Consider the following 18,430-nt stretch of genomic DNA (forward strand, 5'->3'; position numbering starts at 1 on the left):
GTCAGGCCGACTCGGGCACCAGCTCGGTCCGCGGCGCGGCGCCGGGCTCGCGCCGCCACGACCGGTTGCGCCGCCAGAAGACGTAGGTGCCCAGGCCGATCGGGATCGGCAGGACGAAGGTGAGCGCCCGGAAGATCAGCACGGCGGCGGCCACCAGGGCGCGTGGTCCGCCCGCGGTGGACAGGCCGGTGATCAGCGCCAGCTCGATCACGCCGAGCCCGCCCGGGGTGAAGGGGATCGCCGTCAGCAGCCGGGCGAAGGCGAACACCGCCAGCGCCTCGGCGAGGCTCACCTGGTCGGCGCCGACGCCGACGAAGCGCAGGGCCAGCAGCAGCACCAGGAACAGGGACAGGTGGCTGACGACGGTGGCGAGGGTGATCCAGTGCCAGCGCGCCCGCAGCAGCAGGATCGTGCGCCCGCGGAACTTGGTCGTGGCCCGGTCCCAGCCGGTCACGGGGCCGCGGCCGACCATGCGCCGCAGCGCCGTCGCCACCCGTGCGGCGCCCCTTCCGATGCGGGCCGCGGCAGCCTCGCTGCGCAGCAGCATGCCGAGGGCGACGACGGCCGCCCCCAGCGCCGCGACCCCCAGCAGCCCGGCGACGACGCGGCCGGTCGTGGGCGTGCCGGTGAACGCGAGGAGGACCAGCGCGACGACCGGCAGCCCCAGCTTGGCGAAGTTGTTCCACAGGCCCGAGATGAGCAGCGACACGGAGGTGCGCGACCGCGAGAAGCCCCACGACGAGTTCATCGCGTAGGTGAGCCCGAGGGCGATCGCCGCGCCGCCCACGACCGTGTTCGAGACCGCCGTCGTCGTCTCCGTGGCCACGGTGGCCTGGGGGAACGTGAGCCCGGGCGTCGTCGTCATCATCAGGAACTGGTAGGTGGCGAGGTTCCACAGCGCGGCCAGGAGCAGGACCACCACCTCGACCCAGGTCATGGCGCGGACCGACGTCCACACGTCCGACAGGCTGGTGAACTGGGGGAGGAACCAGGCGAACACGGCCGCGACGAGGGCGAGCGACAGCGCCGGCCCCACCCACCGCCGCCACCCGCCGCGGCGCGGGCGGGGGACGTCGGTCGCGGTGCGGGACTCCACGGTGGTCATCAGCCGCCCTCCCCGTCAGCGGGCGGGTCGAGCTGCAGCCGCCCGTCGCTGTCCTCGTGCACCATCGCGCGCAGGTCCTCCCGTGCTACGGCGCCCAGCCCCTGGGTCGCGACCGCGAACGGCTCGCCCCGGTTCTCGCCGGAGAGCCGGAAGAGCACGGTGATGCAGCCGCCCTCGAACACGTAGTAGCGCCGCCCGACGTACATGGGGGTCACCTGGCTGACGCGCTCGAGCCGGCGCATCTCCGGCCGGTCGCTCGGGATCTCGGTCGCGCCGCTCGTGGAGCAGGACCGGGTCAGCCGCACCTCGATGGCGTGCAGTCCGTCCCGGTCGGAGTCCAGCCAGAAGCGCCCGGAGCCGCGGTCGACGTCCATGGCCGAGAAGTGCCACCCGAGCGGCATGCCCTCCAGGCAGGGCACCCACGAGGCGCTGGGCACGGCCTGCGCCATGAGGACGACGCCGTTGGACGGCGTGCCGTCGTCGCCCTCCTTGCAGGCGACGAGGTCACCGCTGAGGGTGCCGCCCACGCGGATGCAGCCCGGCAGCACGAGGAGCGCCGCGAGCACGAGCAGGACCGCGCCCCACCGGCGCCTCACAGCGGCGATCCGAGGATCGTGACCGTGATGGCGGCGACGACGGCGGCTCCGACGAGGGTGACCAGCGTGAGGCCCGCCCGGCGCCAGGTCCAGCGCTGGATGCGCACGGGCGGCAGCCGGTAGGGCAGCAGCCTCAGGAAGTCCGCGTGCAGGTCGCGACCCTGTTGGCGGAGCATGCGGCGCAGCTGGGAGGGCATGGTGAGGCCGCGGGTGGCTGCGAAGGCCTCGGCGATCTCCTCGTCCGAGAACTGCAGCCGGGCCCGCCGGTAGACCCGCTCGGCGTCGGTGCGCAGCGCCAGGACCAGCAGCATGTTGGCGAGGTCGACAGCCTGGCGCCACGGGCTGGGGCGGACCTCGGCGAAGGCGGAGTCGATGAGGAAGAGCGTGCCGTCACGCACGAGCAGGTTCGCCGGCTTGATGTCGCGGTGGGCCATGCCGATGTCCCACATCCGGCGGACGATCGAGAGCCCCTGGTCGATGACCGAGTCGTCGACCTCGGCGTCGCCCGCTTCCTTCGCGCCCGCGATGAACTCGGTGACCAGGAGGTACTCGCGTTCGGGGGTGATCTCGACGATGCCCAGCGGGTGGGGGACCGGCAGCCCTGCGTCGGAGAACAGGTGGAGGATGTAGTCCTCGTACTGCACCAGCCGGCGCACGGTGTGGAACGGCTTCTCGTCCTCGAGGCGCCCGTAGAGCAGGGTGCGGCCCAGCTTGTACCAGCGGTCGGACCGCACGTGCGTGGCCGCGTAGAGCTTGCCGAAGATGCAGCTCTCGTCGCTGCCGGAGGAGTCCGCGGCCTTCACGCTGATCTTCAGCGGGGTCGAGCCGCCGGACCCCGAGAGCCCGAACGGGACCACCTCGGTGGCGAGCACGCCCAGCTGGTCGTGCAGCGCCCGGACGATCGCCTCCTGCCGCTCCCCGGAGACGTCGAGGTGGGCCGGGCGGGACCGGCTGTAGCGCACGGGGTAGACGGCGTTCGGCGTGAGCAGCCGGAACGCGGCCAGCGGGGCGGCGACCCCGAGCACCACCCCGGCGAGGATGTCGGTGGGGTGGTCCTGCGCCAGGTAGAGGCGGGACAGCGCGGTGATCACGAGCAGGGCGGCGACCGCCCACTTGCCGCGGGTGCGCCAGGTCCCCGGCGGGATGAGCGCGTAGACGGTGCTGAGCAGGAACGCCGCGAGCACCGTCATCGGCAGCGACGGCATGGAGAAGCCCGACCAGCTGCCGATGATCTCGACCTCGTAGGGCCGGGGGCGCTGGAGGGTGAGAGCGAGGAAGGCGCCGAGGTTGGCGACGAGCAGCCCGACGCCCACCCAGACGAACAGGTGCCGCCAGCGCCGGAAGACGACCAGCAGGACGAGGTTGCTCAGCCACAGGACGTGGATGGCCTGCGCGGTGGCGAGCACGCCCAGGGCTTCCACGGCCGGCGTCAGACCGGGGGAGCGCAGCCGGCTGATCGCCTGCAGGACGCGGGTGTCGACGACGTCGAACACGGTGACCGTACCCGTGACCACCACGACGACCCACATCACCAGGACGACGCCGGACAACCCGAGCCAGAACTTGCCCGAGGCGTTCAGCGCCCTCGGCAGCGGCGGCGGCTCGCCGGAGGGACGGCGGCGGCTGCGGACGAGCGCGATCGCCGGGGGAGCGGGCCGCGGGACGGGGATCGAGCGCCCCGGACCGGGCGGTGCCTGCGGCAGCGACGCCATGTCCGGGAATGCTGCACCCGGAACCGGATCCGGACCATCCCCTTTGGTCCCCCGCCGGGCCCCGGCCCGGTCTAGGGTGGCCCCGCCCGCACACCGGGGAAGGGAAGAAGCGTCGTGCGACGTCGGCCCCGCGGCCTGCTCGGGGTGCTGCTGCTCGCCCTCGTGGTGGCCTGCGGGGGGACGCCGGAGGCGCCGGCGGCCCCGGCGGACGCGATCCGCTTCGCCTCCTACGACTTCCCGGAGAACCAGATCCTGGTCGAGGTCTACGCGGAGGCGGCCCGCCGCGCGGGTCTGCCGGTCAGCGTCCAGCACGGGATCGGCACGCGGGAGGTCGTCTCCCCGGCGCTGCAGCAGGGCGTCGTCGACGTCGTCGTCGACTACCTCGGGACGGCGACCCTCTTCGCCCGTCCGGCCTTCCCCGACCTGCCGGGGACGCCGGAGGGCATGCACGCGGTGCTGGCCCGGACGCTGGGTGGACGCGGGGTGCTCGTCCTGGACGTCGCACGCGCGGAGGACCAGAACGGGTTCGCCGTCACCACGCAGTTCGCCGCCGCGAACGGCATCGGCTCGCTGTCCGACCTGCGCCCCCTGGCCCGGCGGATCGCCTTCGGCGGCCCGCCGGAGTGCCCCGACCGGCCGCTGTGCCTCGAGGGCCTGGAGCAGGTCTACGGCCTGGACTTCGGCGAGGTGCTGGCCATGCCGAGCCGGGCGGCGACGGTCGAGGCGCTGCTGTCCGGGGACATCCAGGTCGGCCTCCTGGAGACGACCGACGCCCGCCTGGCGGTCGCGCCGGTGATGTTGCTGGTGGACGACCTCGGGCTGCAGCCGCGGGAGAACGTCGTCCCGCTCGTGCGCAAGGACGCCGCCGACCGGTGGGACGGGCTGACCGAGGCCCTGGACGAGACCAGCGCCCTGCTGACCACCAGCGACCTCGTGCAGCTCAACCGGGCCGTCGAGCTGGACGGGCTCACCCCGCGCGAGGCGGCGATGCGCTGGTGGGGGAGCGACTGACGGCCAGTTGTGGAGCACGTGCTCTACTACGTCCGTGGCCCGCCCCCGACTGCACGCCCCGGAGACGGTGCTCGACGCCGCCGAGGAGCTGGTGGTCGCGCACGGCCGGGCCAGCCTCACCGTGCGCGCGCTGGCCGAACGGGCCGGGGCGTCGAACGGCAGCCTCTACCACGCGTTCGGGTCGGTCGAGAACGTCGTCGCGCAGGCCTGGCTGCACCGCGCGCAGCAGTTCCTCGAGGTGCAGCGGACCGCGGTCGACGCGGCGCTGGCCGCGGGGGACCCCGTGGCGGCGGTGCAGGCCGCGGCCGACGCGCCCGCCCGGCTGCACGACATCGAGCCGACCGCCGCCCGGTTGCTGACGGCGCTGCGGCGCGACGACGTCCTCACCGACGGCGTCCCGGAGGCCGTGGCGGCCGATCTCCGCTCCCTCGACCGCGACCTCGCCGCCGTCCTGCGCCGGCTCGCCCGCGCCGTCTGGGACCGCACCGACCGGGCCGCCGTCGACGTCGTCACCACCTGCGTCGTGCGGCTGCCGGCCGCGCTGCTCTTCCCCGAGATCCGCGCCGGGCGGGTGCACCCGCTCACCCGCCGCCGGCTGGCAGCCGCCGTCGCGGCCGTCCTCGACTGCCCCCTTCCCTCCTAGGAGACCTCCGATGCCCGTGCTCGACCGCTCCGGCGACGTGTTCGTCCTCGACCTCGGCGACGGCGAGAACCGGTTCCACCCCGACTGGCTGGCGGGCGTCGGCGCCGCGCTGGACGATGTCGAGCAGGCGGAGGGTCCGCGCGCCCTCGTGACCGCCGCGACGGGGAAGTTCTTCTCCAACGGCCTGGACCTCGACTGGCTCGTCGCGAACCCCGACCGGGCCGACGAGTACGTGGCCGGCGTGCAGGAGCTGTTCGCCCGCTACCTCGCCCTGCCGGTGATGACCGTCGCCGCGTTGCAGGGCCACACGTTCGCGGCCGGCGCGATGCTCTCGCTGGCGCACGACTTCCGCGTCATGCGGGCCGACCGCGGGTTCTGGTGCCTGCCGGAGGCCGACATCGGCATCCCCTTCACCCGGGGCATGTCCGCGCTGATCCAGGCGCGGCTGACCCCGCAGACGGCGCACGAGGCGATGACCACGGCGCGCCGCTACGGCGGTCAGGACGCGCTGGCCGCGGCGGTGGTCGACCGGGCGGTCGGCGAGGACGAGGTGCGGCAGACCGCGGTGGAGCTGGCCGGGTCCCTGACGGGCAAGGCCGGCGAGACCTTGGGCACGATCAAGGCCCGCCTCTACGCGCCGGTCCTCGACCTCCTCCGCGACCGCACCGACCCGCGCGGCTAGACGATCGCGCCCTTCCCGGTGATCGCCCTCCCGACGATCAGGGTGTTCACCTCGCGGGTGCCCTCGTAGGAGTAGATGGCCTCGGCGTCGGCGACGTACCGGCCCACGTTGTGCTCGAGCAGGATGCCGTTGCCACCCATGAGCTCCCGGGCCCAGCCGACCGTCTCGCGCATCCGCACCGTGGTGAAGGCCTTGGCCAGCGACGCCTGCTCGTCGGTCATCGTCCCGCAGTCCTGCAGCTGCGACAGCCGGGCGCACAGCGACGCCGAGGCGGTGATGTTGCCGAGCATGCGCACCAGCAGGTCCTGCACCAGCTGGAAGCTCGCGATCGGCTTGCCGAACTGGGTGCGGTCGGTGGCGTAGCGCAGCGCGTGCTCGTAGGCCCCGCGCGCGCAGCCGACCGCCGACCACGCGACCAGCGCCCGGGTCATCTTCAGCACCTTGGCGGTGTCCTTGAAGCTGTTGGCCTCCTGCAGCCGGTTCTCCTCGGGCACCCGCACGCCGTCGAGGGTGATCAGGGCGTTCTGCACGGCCCGCAGCGCGATCTTGTCCTCGAGGTCGACCGCGCTGAACCCGGGGGTGTCCTTCTCGACGACGAAGCCGAGCACCCGCTGGGTGTCGACGTCCTGCGCCCAGATGACCACCAGGTCGGCGAAGCTGCCGTTGCCGATCCACTTCTTCTGCCCGTCGAGGACCCAGCCGTCGCCGTCCCGGCGGGCCTTCGTCTTCAGCCCGCGCGCGACGTCGGAGCCGGAATCGGGCTCGGTCAGCCCGAACGCGCCGATCTGCTCCATGCGGGCCATGGCCGGCAGCCAGCGCTCCTTCTGCTCCTCGGAGCCGCACAGGTGCACCGAGCCCATGGCCAGCCCGCTGTGCACGCCGTAGAAGGTGGCCACCGACGGGTCGCCACGGGAGAGCTCCATCGAGATCATGCCGTCGAGCAGGGAGGACTTCCCCGGGCAGCCGAAGCCGGAGTACGGCGTGCCGATGATGCCGAGCTCCGCCAGGCCGGGGACCAGCTCCAGCGGGAACTTCGCCCGGGTCCAGTAGTCGTTGATGATCGGCTGGACCTGCTCGTCCATGAACGCGCGGACGCGGTGCAGCACCGCGCGGTCCTCCTCGTCGAGGAGCGCCTCCAGGTCGTAGAAGTCGGACGTCAGTGTCCTCGCCTCGGTCACGCCCGCCCCCTACCCGCGGGGCAGGGGCGGTCAACCGGCCGCACCCGACGGGACGAGAACGCGCGGGAGGCCCTCTCCTCGGATCGGGAGAGGGCCTCCAGCGGGCCGTTCGTGCCGGCCGACGACTACGTCGTCTGCTTGTCCTTGGGGTCCTCGCGGGCGTCGAGCTGGATCTCCTTCTCGGCCCTCGGGACGCCCTCCTTCAGCTCCCGGTTGCGCTCGATCTCGGCGTCGAGCTCGATGCCGAAGAGCAGCGCCAGGTTGATCAGCCAGAACCAGATCAGGAAGACGACGACGCCGGCGAGCGCGCCGTAGGTCTTGTTGTAGCTGCCGAAGTTGCCGACGTAGAAGGCGAAGGCGGCCGACGCCACGATGGCGACGAGGATCGCCACGCCCGCACCGGGGCTGACCCACTTGAAGCCGCGCAGCCTGACGTTCGGCGTCGCGTAGTAGAGGACGGCGATCATCAGGGCCAGGACGACGAGGATGACCGGCCACTTCAGGACGGTCCAGACGGTCTGACCGGCCTCGCCGATGCCGATGGCCGAGGCGACGGCATCGACGACGGGGCCGCTGAGGACCAGCAGCGCGACGATGACCGCGGCGAACAGGATGCCGATCAGGGTGATCAGCAGCTGGAGCGGCTTGAGCTTCCAGATCTTGCGGCCCTCGGGCGTCTCGTAGACGACGTTGGCCGCGCGGGTGAACGCCCCGACGTAGCCCGACGCCGACCAGACGGCGGCGGCCAGGCCGATGACCAGCCCGAAGCCCGCGGTGCTGTTGTTGCCGGCGATCTGCTCGATCACCGGCTCCAGCTGCGTGGCCGCGCTCTGCGGCACGACGGCGGTCAGGGCCTGGGTGAGCTCCTCCGGCTCGACCAGCAGGCCGACGATCGACACGAGGCCGATCAGCGCGGGGAACAGGGCGAGCACGCCGTAGTAGGTGAGGGCGGCGGCCCAGTCGGTGAGGTCGTCCTCGCTGAACTCCTTGGCCGTGCGCTTGAGCGTCGGGAAGGCACCCGGCTCGGGATCGGCCCCCGTCGGCGCGTAGTCGGCGCGGGTACCGCTGATCTCGTCGGTCTCGGGCGCGGGGTCTCCGCCGGTGGCGGCGGCGCGGTTCTCGTGGAACTGCGTCTCCGCTGCGCGGTGCGAGCCGGTGGCTCGGGCCATGGGGTCCTCCGGGGTCAGGCGGCGGGAAGTCCCGACTGCGGTTCCCCGGACGGACCCGTTCCATGCCGGACGCGCCGGTAACGGTTCGGTGCCGGCGCGGTGCTCAGCGGATGCCGGACACCGGCGACCACTCACCGGCGCGGGCCGTGGCCTCCTCCACCTCGGCCAGCCGATCGCGCAGCCGCGCCCGGCCGGCGCGGCGGTCGGCGATCATCCCGGCGATCGCGACCACCACCACCGCGAGCGTCGCGGCGGCGCCGACCAGCGCCACCTGGGTGTAGACGTCGTCGCCGGGGAAACCGGTCGCCGGGTCGAGACCGGCCGCGATCAGCGTCACCGCCACGGTGCTGCCCAGGGCCTGCCCGACGGACCGGGCGATCGAGTTGACGGCGTTGGCCACGCCCGTCTCGTCCTCCCGCACGGCCTGCACGACCAGTGCCGGCAGCGCGGCGTAGGCCACCGTCACCGACACCTGGGTCAGCAGACCGGCCACCACGACCAGCCAGGGCTCGTCGCGCAGGAGAGCCAGCAGCAGGAACCCGGCGACGCCCGAGGACGCGCCCGCGAGCAGGGTCGGCAGCGCGCCGAGCCGGGTGACCACCCGTCCCGCGACGGGGGCGAGGGCGATGCCCGCGATCCCGCCGGGGAGCAGGTAGACCACCGACGCCTCCAGGACCGACGCCCCGAAGCCGTAGCCGGTGACCGCCGGGGGAGCCTGCACGTACTGGAGGACGGCGAGGAAGGACGCGAACAGCGCGATGCCGGTCATGAGCCCGGCGACGTTCGGGACGACGGTGCGCCGGTCGGCCAGCATCGCCGGGCGCACGAGCGGCTGCGCCGTCCGCCGCTGGAGGACCACCCACCCGGTCAGGACGACGACAGCTCCGGCGAAGCAGCCGACGACCGCGGGCGACGCCCATCCCCACGCGTTGCCCTGGGACACGGGCAGGAGGAGCAGCACCAGTCCGACCCCGAGGACGAGCGCACCCCACCAGTCGACCCGCCCGGACGCCGACGACGGGCGGTGCGGCAGCAGCCGGTGGGCCATCAGCAGGGAGACGAGGGTGACGCCCAGACCGATCCAGAAGGGGCGGCGGTAGTCGCCGCCGTCGCCGACCAGCAGGCCGGTGGCCACCAGCCCGGCCACGCCGCCCACGGCCAGCGTGCTGCTCACGATGCTCATGGCCACGCTCAGCCGGCGCTCGGGCAGCTCGCGGCGCAGCACGCTGATCGACAGCGGGAACAGTCCGTAGGAGGCGCCCTGCAGGATCCGGCCGGCCAGCAGCAGCGGCAGGGACGTCGTGACGACCGCCAGCAGGGTGCCCAGCGCCACGGCGACGAGGATCCCGAGGATCACCGGGCGCTCCCCGCGCAGGTCCCCCAGCCGGCCGAGGACCGGGGTGAACACGGCCGCGGCGAGCAGGTTCGCGGTCAGGACCCAGCCCGCGGCGGCGGCGGAGACGTCCAGCTGCTCCTCGATGGCGCCCAGCACGGGCACCACCAGGCTCTGCAGCAGCGACAGGGTGGTGACGCCGAGGGCGAGCGCGAGGACCAGCAGCCCGGGACGGACGGTGGTCGTGGGCACCGACCGATCAGACCATGCGGCCCCGGCTCTCAAGTCGGTGCGGTCAGCAACCGATGGAGGTGAAGCCGATCACACTCAGTCAGGTGAAGTACCCAACTCGACGATTGAGACCTCGGTTCACGGGGGACACAGTGCCCCGACGACGTGTTCCGCCCCTGTCCCGGCGGATCACCCGATTGCTTGGGGGAGTACCGAACTGATGATGATGGCCGTGACCCTGCTGGGGTTCTTCTTCCTGACGGCCCTGGTCATCGCGATGGGCACCTCGTCCACCGCCCGCTACGAGCGGGAGCGTGCGGAGGGTGTGGCCACGCAGCGCCAGGCCGCCGCCGAGACGGTGGGCGCCGCCCCCGCCTGACCCGGCAGCACGACAGCGCGCCCCGCGCCCTCCGTCAGGAGGGGCGGGGCGCTGTCACGTCCGGGGTGCTGCTCGTCGGCCCTCGGTCAGAGCCAGCCGGGATCCGCGTCGAGGACCGTGCGGTCCAGCGACTCCAGCAGGTCGAACCGGTGGTGGACCCGGGGGAGCTCCCACCGCCAGAAGAACCGCGCCGCCTGCCGCTTGCCCTCGTGGAAGTCCGACTCCGACGAGCCCGTGGCCAGCGCCTGCTCCAGCCACAGCCACGCGACGACGAGGTGCCCGGCCGCCTCCAGGTAGACGTGCGAGTTGGCCAGCGTCACCTCCGGGTCGCCGGCACCCCACAGCGTCGCTGTCACCGCGCCCATGCGGGCGACCGCGGCGTCCAGGTCGGCGGCGAAGCCGGCCCACTCGGTGCCCGCGGCGCGCGCCGTCGTCGCGCCGATCGTCTCCCCGAGCAGGGCCAGCCCGGCGCCGCCCTTCATGACCACCTTGCGGCCGAGCAGGTCCAGCGACTGGATGCCCTGCGTGCCCTCGTGGATCGGGTTGAGCCGGTTGTCCCGGTAGAACTGCTCGACGGGGTAGTCGCGGGTGTAGCCGTAGCCGCCGTGCACCTGGATCGCCAGGTCGCCGGCCGCCAGCCCCCACTGCGAGGGCCACGCCTTCGCGATCGGGGTGAGCATGTCCAGCAGCAGGTGCGCGCGGTCGCGCTCCTCCTGCGTCTCCGCCGTCTGCTCCTCGTCGACCAGCCGGGCGCAGTAGAGGCCGAGCGCCATCCCGCCCTCGACGTAGGACTTGGCCGTCAGCAGCATCCGCCGGACGTCCGGGTGCTCGACGATCGGCACCATCGGCGTGGCGGGGTCCTTGGCGCCGGCCGGGCGGCCCTGCGTGCGGGTGCGGGCGTACTCCAGCGCGTGCAGGTAGCCGGTGTAGCCGAGGACGGTCGCGCCCACCCCGACGCCGATCCGCGCCTCGTTCATCATGTGGAACATGTAGGTGAGGCCCTTGTGCGGCTCGCCCACGAGGTAGCCGACCGCGCCGGGCCTACCGCCGGGGCGGTGCACGCCCTCGCCGAAGTTCAGCAGCGTGTTCGTCGTCCCGCGGTAGCCCATCTTGTGGTTCAGCCCGGCCAGGACTACGTCGTTGCGCTCGCCCAGGGTGCCGTCGGCCTGCACCAGGAACTTGGGCACGATGAACAGCGAGATGCCCTTGGTGCCGGGCGGTCCGCCGGGGATCTTGGCGAGGACCAGGTGGACGATGTTCTCGGTCAGCTCGTGGTCGCCGCCGGAGATCCACATCTTGTTGCCGGTCAGCCGGTACGTGCCGTCGTCCTGCGGCTCGGCCCTGGTGGTGATGTCGGCCAGGGAGGAGCCCGCCTGCGGCTCGGACAGCGCCATCGTGCCGAACCAGCGGCCCTCGAGCTCGGGCCGCACGTAGGTGTCGATCTGCTCCGGGCTGCCGTGGGCGAGCAGCAGCCGCGCGTTGCCCATGGTCAGGAACGGGTAGGCCGACGTGCCGACGTTCGCCGCCTTGAACCAGGCGAACACCGCCTGCCCGACCGTGTGCGGCAGCTGCATGCCGCCGTACTCCTCGTCGAACGAGCCGGCCATCAGGCCCGCGTCGGTGAACACCTTCAGGGCGCGCGCGACCTCGGGGATCATCTCGACCTTGCCGTCGACCATGCGCGGCTCGTTGAGGTCGGCCGTGCGGTTGTGCGGCGCGAAGTGGTCGGTGGCGATCTGCTCGGCGAGGTCGAGGACGGCGTCGAACGTCTCGCGGGAGTGCTCGGTGAACCGGGGCCGCTTGGTCAGCGACTCGACGTCGAGCCACTCGTGCAGCATGAAGTCGAGGTCACGGCGGGACAGGATCAGCGACGGGGCCACGGCGACATTGTCGTCCTCCGGACGACACCGCGGCCAGGTGCCCTCCGCAGGAGCGACGACGACGGCCCCCTCCCGGAGAGGAAGGGGGCCGTCGTCGTTCCGGCCATCAGGAGCGCGGGTCCTCCGCGGTCCCGGACGGCGGCGGCGTCGAGGTCGGCGCCGAGGCGCCGACCGACTGCACCCGCTGGTCGGCCTCGACGTCCGGGGTGACCGCGGTGCCGGTGATCTCGCCGGCGCCGGCCTGCTGGGCCTGGATGCCCGACTGGTTGCGCAGCGGCAGCTCCGGCAGGAACAGCATCACGAAGAAGCCGATCGCCACGACGATCGCCGCGACCATGAAGACCAGGTCGATCGAGTCGGAGAACCCGGTCTTGAACGGCAGCGCGAGGAAGTCGGGCAGCTGCTGGATGAACGAGGTGTCCGACAGGTCCCCGCCCCCGTTGAGCTGGCCGCTCTGCACCGCCTCGGCCACCCGCGGATCGGTCGCCGCTGCGGCGCGCACCGCGCTGCTGATCTTGTCCGGCAGTGTGGTGAACAGGATGGACAGGAAGGCCGCCACCCCGATCGTGCCGCCCATCTGCCGGAAGAACGTCACCGACGAGGTGGCGACGCCCATCTCGGTGGGCCGGACGGCGTTCTGCACGGCCAGGATCACCGGCTGGAAGTTGAAGCCGAGCCCGAGACCGAGCAGCACCATGAACGGCGCGAGGACCCAGACCGAGGTGTCGGCGCCGATGATGAACGACATCGACACGAGCGCGGCGACGATGAAGACGATGCCGACCAGCGGGTAGATCTTGTACTTGCCGGTCTTCGAGATCGCGATGCCCGAGCCCATGGCGCCGGTCATGATGCCGGCGACCAGCGGGATCATCTGCAGGCCGGCCACCGTCGGGCTCGAGCCGTGCACGATCTGCAGGTACTGGGGCAGCAGCAGGATGCCGCCGAACATGCCGGCGCCCAGGACGATGCTGCCGACGCTGCTCACCGCGAAGCTCCGGTTCCGGAACATCCGCAGCGGCAGCAGGGCGTCGTCCTTGTACGCCCGCTCGGCCAGGATGAAGAGCACGAGGCCGACGGCGCCGATGGCGTAGCAGAGCACCGCGCGCCCGGAGTCCCAGCCCCAGATGCGGCCCTGCTCGGCCACGATCAGCAGCGGGACGAGGCAGGTGACGAGCGCGAGGGCGCCCGGCCAGTCGATGCGGTGGTCGCGGCGGGTGTGCGGGAGGTGCAGCACCCGGAAGACGACGGCGAACGCCGCGATGCCCAGCGGCACGTTGAGGTAGAAGATCCAGCGCCAGCCGGTGATGGCCAGCAGCGAGTCCTGCCCGGCGAAGAAGCCGCCGATGACCGGGCCGAGCACGCTGGACGTGCCGAAGACGGCCATGAACATGCCCTGGTACCGGGAGCGCTCCCGCGGCGGCACGATGTCGCCGATGATCGCCAGGGCCAGCGACATGAGGCCGCCGGCGCCGATGCCCTGGATCGCCCGGTAGGCGGCCAGCTGGTACATGGTGTCGGCCAGGCCGCAGAGCATCGAGCCGACGACGAAGACCCCGATGGCGAAGAGGTAGAACGGCCGGCGCCCGTAGAGGTCCGACAGCTTGCCGTAGAGCGGGGTCGCGATCGTCGACGTGATCAGGAAGGCCGTCGTCGCCCAGGCCTGGAGGTCGTACCCCTCCAGGTCGTCGGCGATGGTCCGGATCGCGGTCGAGACCACGGTCTGGTCCAGTGCCGCCAGGAACATGCCGAGCATGAGGCCGCCGAGGATCGTGAGGATCTGGCGGTGCGTGAACACGCCGCTGGCGTCCGGCGCGGCCGCGGCCGCGCGAGCGTCCCGTCGGTCGGCCGCGGTGGCGCGGGTGGACTGGCTCATCGGTTCTCTCTCGGGGAGTCGGAGTCGGTGGGGACGCCGGCGTCGGGGACGCCGGGCAGGGCTGCGGACAGGTCGTCCAGGAAGCGGCCGAACAGGCTGGTCAGGGAGGCGAGGTCGTCGGCGTCCCAGTCCGCGGTGACCTCGGCGAGGTGGTTCTCCCGTTCCCGGCGCAGGGACTCGAGGGCGGCGTGGCCGGCCTCGGTGACGACGAGCCGGCTGGCCCGCCCGTCGGACTCGTCGGCGACGCGCCGGACCAGTCCCTGCTCCACCAGCGCGGCCACGTGCCGGCTGACGGTCGACGGATCCGCGTGCACCAGCTCGGCGAGCGCACCCTGGCGGAGCGGGCCGATCCGGACGAGCGGGAAGAGCAGCACCAGGGCTGCACGGTCCCGGCTGTCGGCGCGGGCCGCCTGCGTCTTGAGCGCGTGCACGACCCGCATGAAACGGGGCAGCTGCTCGGAGAGCCGGCGCACCTCGGTGAGCCGGTCCGGCGGCGTCTGCTGCATGACCGATCACCTCCTGAGCTCAGGTCGCATGCACGATACAACCCGTTGCACGACGCAAGCAACAAGTTGCAGGGCGCACGGAGTGTGACGTCGGCGACCGCGGAGGTTTCCCCGGCGGCCGGGATGGGACGCTGGAGTGCCCTGTCCGACCCGAGAGGAACCCGAGCAACGCCGTGAGTGCCCCCGAGAACCCCACCGCGGAGCCGGAGCTCCGGCAGCGGCTGGCGGCACTCGCCCTCGCCGACGAGCACCGGCTGCGCCGGCGTCTCGACGGGCTGCGGAAGACCCGGGACCCGCAGGCGCGGGCCCGGCAGCGGGAGCGGATCGCCGCCGACGTCGCGACCGCCGAGGAGCGGATCGCGCGGCGCCGTGCCGCCGTACCGGTCGTGAGCTACCCCGAGGAGCTGCCGGTCAGCGCACGGCGCGACGACATCGCCGAGGCGCTCCGGACCTCCCAGGTGGTCGTCGTCGCGGGCGAGACCGGCTCGGGCAAGACGACGCAGCTGCCCAAGATCGCCCTCGAGCTCGGGCGCGGGGTCCGCGGCCGCATCGGGCACACCCAGCCGCGCCGCATCGCCGCACGCAGCGTCGCGGAGCGCATCGCCGAGGAGCTGGGCACGCCGCTGGGCGAGGCGGTCGGCTACAAGATGCGGTTCAACGACCAGGTGTCGGACTCGACGCTGGTCAAGCTGATGACCGACGGCGTGCTGCTGGCCGAGATCGCGCACGACCGGCTGCTGCGCCAGTACGACACGATCATCCTGGACGAGGCCCACGAGCGGAGCCTCAACATCGACTTCCTGCTCGGCTACCTCGCGCAGATCCTCCCGCGGCGCCCGGACCTGAAGCTGGTCATCACCTCGGCGACGATCGACGTCGAGCGGGTGGCCGCCCACTTCAGCGGGGCCCCGGTCGTGGAGGTCAGCGGCCGCACGTACCCGGTCGAGGTCCGCTACCGGCCGGTGGTCGATCCCGACGACCCGGAGGCGGACGAGGACCGCGACCAGGTCAGCGCGATCCTGGACGCGGTCGACGAGCTGACCGCCGAGGGCCCGGGCGACATCCTGGTGTTCCTCGCCGGGGAGCGGGAGATCCGCGACACCCAGGACGCGCTCGCGGAGCGCTCGCTCCCGGACACGGAGGTCGTGCCGCTCTACTCGCGGCTGTCGGCGGCCGAGCAGCACAAGGTCTTCGCGCCGCATCCCGGACGGCGGATCGTGCTGGCCACCAACGTCGCGGAGACGTCGCTGACGGTGCCGGGCATCCGGTACGTGATCGACCCGGGAACCGCGCGCATCTCGCGGTACAGCCACCGGACGAAGGTGCAGCGGCTGCCGATCGAGCCGGTGAGCCAGGCCTCGGCGCGGCAGCGCTCGGGTCGCTGCGGCCGGCTGGGGCCGGGGATCGCGATCCGGCTCTACACGGAGGACGACTTCGAGGCCCGGCCGGAGTTCACCGACCCGGAGATCCTGCGCACCAACCTGGCCTCGGTGCTGCTGCAGATGGCCGCCCTCGACCTGGGCGCCGTCGAGGAGTTCCCGTTCGTCGACCCGCCCGACCGCCGCGCGATCGCCGACGGGCTGGCGCTGCTCGAGGAGCTGCACGCCCTCGACGGGGACGGGAAGCTGACCGACACCGGCCGGGCGCTGGCCGCCCTGCCGCTGGACCCGCGCATGGCGCGGATGGTGGTCGAGGCCGACCGCCGCGGGGTCCTCGACGAGGTCCTGGTCATCGCGGCGGGCCTCACGATCCAGGACCCGCGCGAGCGGCCCACCGAGCACCAGCAGGCCGCCGACGAGCTGCACCGCCGGTTCGCCGACGAGAACTCCGACTTCCTCGCCCTGCTCAACCTGTGGCGGTACCTGGCCGAGCAGCAGGAGGCGCTGAGCGGCAACCAGTTCCGGCGCACCGTGAAGCGGGAGTTCCTGCACTACCTGCGCATCCGCGAGTGGCAGGACCTGCACGGCCAGCTCCGGGGTACCGCGCGGCGGCTGGGCATGCAGCTCGGCGAGGCGGCGACCGAGCCCGACGAGCGCGGCATCCACGCGGCGCTCGTCGCCGGCCTGCTCAGCCACGTCGGGCTGCAACTGGAGCCCGCGAAGGGCCAGAGTGGCCCTCCTCGGCGGGGGAGCCGCGAGTACGTGGGCACGCGCAACACCCGCTTCGTCATCGCCCCCGGGACCCCGCTGGCGAAGAAGCCGCCGCGGTGGGTGGTGGCCGCCGAGCTCGTGGAGACCAGCCGGCTCTTCGCCCGCACCGTGGCACGGATCGACCCCGAGACCGTCGAGAAGCTGGCCGACCACCTGGTGGTGCGCCAGTACTCCGAGCCGCGCTGGGACGCCAAGCGCGGGTCGGTGGTCGCCACCGAGCGGGTCACCCTCTACGGCCTCCCGCTGGTCGTGGGACGGCGGGTGCAGTACGGCTCCATCGACCCGGTCGTCTCCCGGGAGCTGTTCATCCGGCACGCGCTCGTCGAGGGGCAGTGGACGACCCACCACCGGTTCTGGGCCGACAACCAGCGGGCGATCGAGCAGGTGGCGGCGCTGGAGGAACGGGCCCGCCGCCGCGACATCGCGGTCGACGACGAGACGCTGTTCGAGCTCTACGACGCGCGGATCCCGGCCGACGTCGTCTCCACCCGGCACTTCGACAGGTGGTGGAAGGACGCCCGCCGCAGGACGCCGGACCTGCTGACCCTCACCCCGGAGATGCTCACCGACGCCGCGGCCGCGGGGCAGGTCCGCCCCGAGGACTACCCGGACGAGGTGCACCTCTCGCAGGGGCTCTCCCTGCCGCTGTCCTACGCGTTCGCCCCGGGCGCGGCCGAGGACGGCGTCACCGTCGACGTGCCGCTCGCGGTCCTCGACGGGGTGGCCCGGGAGACCTCGGGGGAGTCGCTGGCCTTCACGGTCCCGGGTCTCCGGGAGGAGCTGGTGACGGCGCTGCTCCGGACGCTGCCCAAGCAGCTGCGACGGGGTCTGGTCCCGATCCCCGACCGCGTGCGGGAGGTGCTGCCGAGGATCGATCCGGGCGAGCCGCTCCTGCCCGCGCTCGAGCGCGAGCTGCGGCGGGCCACGGCGGTCACCATCCCGCCCGACGCCTGGGCTCCGGACCAGGTGCCCGGCCACCTGCGCGCGACGTTCCGGGTGCTCGACGACCAGCAACGGCCGATGGCCACCGGCAAGGACCTCGAGGCGCTGCGGGCCCAGGTGGCGCCGACGGCGCGTGCCAGCCTCGCCCGCGCCGCCTCCGATCTCGAGCGGACCGGGCTCACCGGGTGGACGTTCGGTGCGCTGCCGCGGACCGTCGAGGTCCGGCGGGGGGCGCACGTGGTGACCGCCTACCCCGCGTTGGTGGACGAGGGCGGGACCGTCGGCGTCCGCGTCGTCCCCACCGAGGCGGAGGCGGCGCGGCTGACCCGGCGGGGCGCGCGACGGCTGCTGGTCCTGGTGGCGGGGTCGCCGGTCAAGGCCGTGGTGAAGACGCTCTCGCCGCGCTCGCGGCTGGCCATGCAGTTCAACCCCGACGGGGAGATCCCCGATCTCGTCGCCGACTGCGTCGACGCGGCGGCCGACGAGCTGATCGCCGCGGCCGGCGGGCCGCCGCGCGACGAGGCCGCCTTCTCGGCCCTGGTCGCGACGGCGAAGAGCGAGCTGCACCGGCTGACCGCCGACGCGGTCCAGAAGGTCGAGGACGTGCTGACCCAGGCGCGGGAGGTCGCCGTCGCCATCGGAGCGGCGCCCGCCCGGCGCGTCCCGGAGGCGGCGGTCGCCGACCTCCGACGGCAGATGACCGGCCTGCTGCACCGCGGGTTCGTCGCCGCCGCCGGCCGGCGCAGGCTGCCCGACCTGGTGCGCTACCTGCGCGCCATGGCCCACCGCCTGGAGAAGTTGCCGGCCAACGCGGCGCGCGACGAGCTGTGGATGCGCCAGGTGGCGGCGGTCACGGCGGAGTACGAGCAGCTGCGCGCGCAGCAGCCGGGCACCGGGGCCCCCGACGACCCGGTCACCCGGGTGCGCTGGATGATCGAGGAACTGCGGGTGGGGCTGTTCGCACAGGGCATCGGCACGCCGCGGCCCATCTCCGAGCAGCGCGTCTACAAGGCGATCGACCAGCTCACCGCGTAGCT

At 73.1% G+C, this 18,430-nt stretch carries 14 protein-coding genes; 5 read left to right on the forward strand and 9 right to left on the reverse strand.

Translation table 11 applies throughout. The features are described 5' to 3' along the window. Position 1: 1 nt before the first annotated feature. Genes DCS98_RS08370 through DCS98_RS08380 form a run of 3 tightly spaced genes read right to left on the reverse strand, consistent with a single transcriptional unit; the run spans position 2 to position 3,413 of the window. Positions 2-1,105 carry a lysylphosphatidylglycerol synthase transmembrane domain-containing protein gene (locus DCS98_RS08370; protein WP_116450912.1) on the reverse strand — a complete coding sequence of 368 codons (1,104 nt, stop codon included), beginning with the start codon at positions 1,103-1,105 and terminating at the stop codon, positions 2-4. Continuing rightward, positions 1,105-1,701 carry a hypothetical protein gene (locus tag DCS98_RS08375; RefSeq protein ID WP_241037370.1) on the reverse strand — a complete coding sequence of 199 codons (597 nt, stop codon included), beginning with the start codon at positions 1,699-1,701 and terminating at the stop codon, positions 1,105-1,107. Before DCS98_RS08375 ends, DCS98_RS08370 begins: the two co-directional genes overlap by 1 nt. Beyond that, positions 1,698-3,413, reverse strand: a complete 1,716-nt coding sequence (locus DCS98_RS08380) for a phosphatase PAP2 family protein (protein ID WP_116450913.1) — start codon at positions 3,411-3,413, stop codon at positions 1,698-1,700. The genes DCS98_RS08375 and DCS98_RS08380 overlap by 4 nt, the downstream gene beginning before the upstream one ends. A gap of 114 nt (positions 3,414-3,527) precedes the next feature. Between DCS98_RS08380 and DCS98_RS08385 the strand changes: the two genes are divergently transcribed. Genes DCS98_RS08385 through DCS98_RS08395 form a run of 3 tightly spaced genes read left to right on the forward strand, consistent with a single transcriptional unit; the run spans position 3,528 to position 5,749 of the window. Next, complete coding sequence (locus DCS98_RS08385; RefSeq protein WP_116450914.1) at positions 3,528-4,424, forward strand: ABC transporter substrate-binding protein; 897 nt, start codon at positions 3,528-3,530, stop codon at positions 4,422-4,424. A 34-nt stretch (positions 4,425-4,458) separates the two neighbouring features. After that, complete coding sequence (locus DCS98_RS08390) at positions 4,459-5,067, forward strand: TetR/AcrR family transcriptional regulator (RefSeq protein WP_116450915.1); 609 nt, start codon at positions 4,459-4,461, stop codon at positions 5,065-5,067. A gap of 10 nt (positions 5,068-5,077) precedes the next feature. Then, positions 5,078-5,749: an enoyl-CoA hydratase-related protein gene (locus DCS98_RS08395; RefSeq protein ID WP_116450916.1), complete on the forward strand. Its 672-nt coding sequence runs from the start codon at positions 5,078-5,080 to the stop codon at positions 5,747-5,749. On the opposite strand, the gene DCS98_RS08400 is transcribed toward DCS98_RS08395, so the two are convergent. From DCS98_RS08400 to DCS98_RS08410, 3 genes are all read right to left on the reverse strand, one after another. Continuing rightward, positions 5,746-6,927 (reverse strand): acyl-CoA dehydrogenase family protein, encoded by a 1,182-nt coding sequence (locus DCS98_RS08400; RefSeq protein WP_116450917.1) that lies wholly within the window; start codon positions 6,925-6,927, stop codon positions 5,746-5,748. The genes DCS98_RS08395 and DCS98_RS08400 overlap by 4 nt on opposite strands. A gap of 125 nt (positions 6,928-7,052) precedes the next feature. Continuing rightward, positions 7,053-8,096 carry a YihY/virulence factor BrkB family protein gene (locus DCS98_RS08405; protein ID WP_116450918.1) on the reverse strand — a complete coding sequence of 348 codons (1,044 nt, stop codon included), beginning with the start codon at positions 8,094-8,096 and terminating at the stop codon, positions 7,053-7,055. 103 nt (positions 8,097-8,199) lie between these two features. Further along, positions 8,200-9,681, reverse strand: coding sequence for an MFS transporter (locus DCS98_RS08410; RefSeq protein ID WP_116450919.1), 1,482 nt, complete (start codon positions 9,679-9,681; stop codon positions 8,200-8,202). Between the two features lie 211 nt (positions 9,682-9,892). Here DCS98_RS08410 and DCS98_RS22945 point away from each other — a divergent pair, with 211 nt between their 5' ends. Continuing rightward, complete coding sequence (locus DCS98_RS22945; RefSeq protein ID WP_164704443.1) at positions 9,893-10,039, forward strand: hypothetical protein; 147 nt, start codon at positions 9,893-9,895, stop codon at positions 10,037-10,039. Between the two features lie 86 nt (positions 10,040-10,125). Here DCS98_RS22945 and DCS98_RS08415 read toward each other — a convergent pair whose 3' ends face one another. From DCS98_RS08415 to DCS98_RS08425, 3 genes are all read right to left on the reverse strand, one after another. Then, positions 10,126-11,919, reverse strand: a complete 1,794-nt coding sequence (locus tag DCS98_RS08415; RefSeq protein WP_116450920.1) for an acyl-CoA dehydrogenase — start codon at positions 11,917-11,919, stop codon at positions 10,126-10,128. Between the two features lie 106 nt (positions 11,920-12,025). Then, positions 12,026-13,795, reverse strand: a complete 1,770-nt coding sequence (locus DCS98_RS08420; protein WP_116450921.1) for an MDR family MFS transporter — start codon at positions 13,793-13,795, stop codon at positions 12,026-12,028. Next, positions 13,792-14,301, reverse strand: coding sequence for a MarR family winged helix-turn-helix transcriptional regulator (locus DCS98_RS08425; RefSeq protein WP_116450922.1), 510 nt, complete (start codon positions 14,299-14,301; stop codon positions 13,792-13,794). The genes DCS98_RS08420 and DCS98_RS08425 overlap by 4 nt, the downstream gene beginning before the upstream one ends. A gap of 173 nt (positions 14,302-14,474) precedes the next feature. Here DCS98_RS08425 and hrpA point away from each other — a divergent pair, with 173 nt between their 5' ends. Next, a complete protein-coding gene (hrpA, locus tag DCS98_RS08430) occupies positions 14,475-18,428 on the forward strand; it encodes an ATP-dependent RNA helicase HrpA (RefSeq protein ID WP_116450923.1) in 3,954 nt (1,317 codons plus the stop codon). Positions 18,429-18,430: the final 2 nt, after the last annotated feature.

It is taken from the genome of Blastococcus litoris (genome assembly GCF_003075095.1).
GTDB lineage: Bacteria > Actinomycetota > Actinomycetes > Mycobacteriales > Geodermatophilaceae > Blastococcus_B > Blastococcus_B litoris.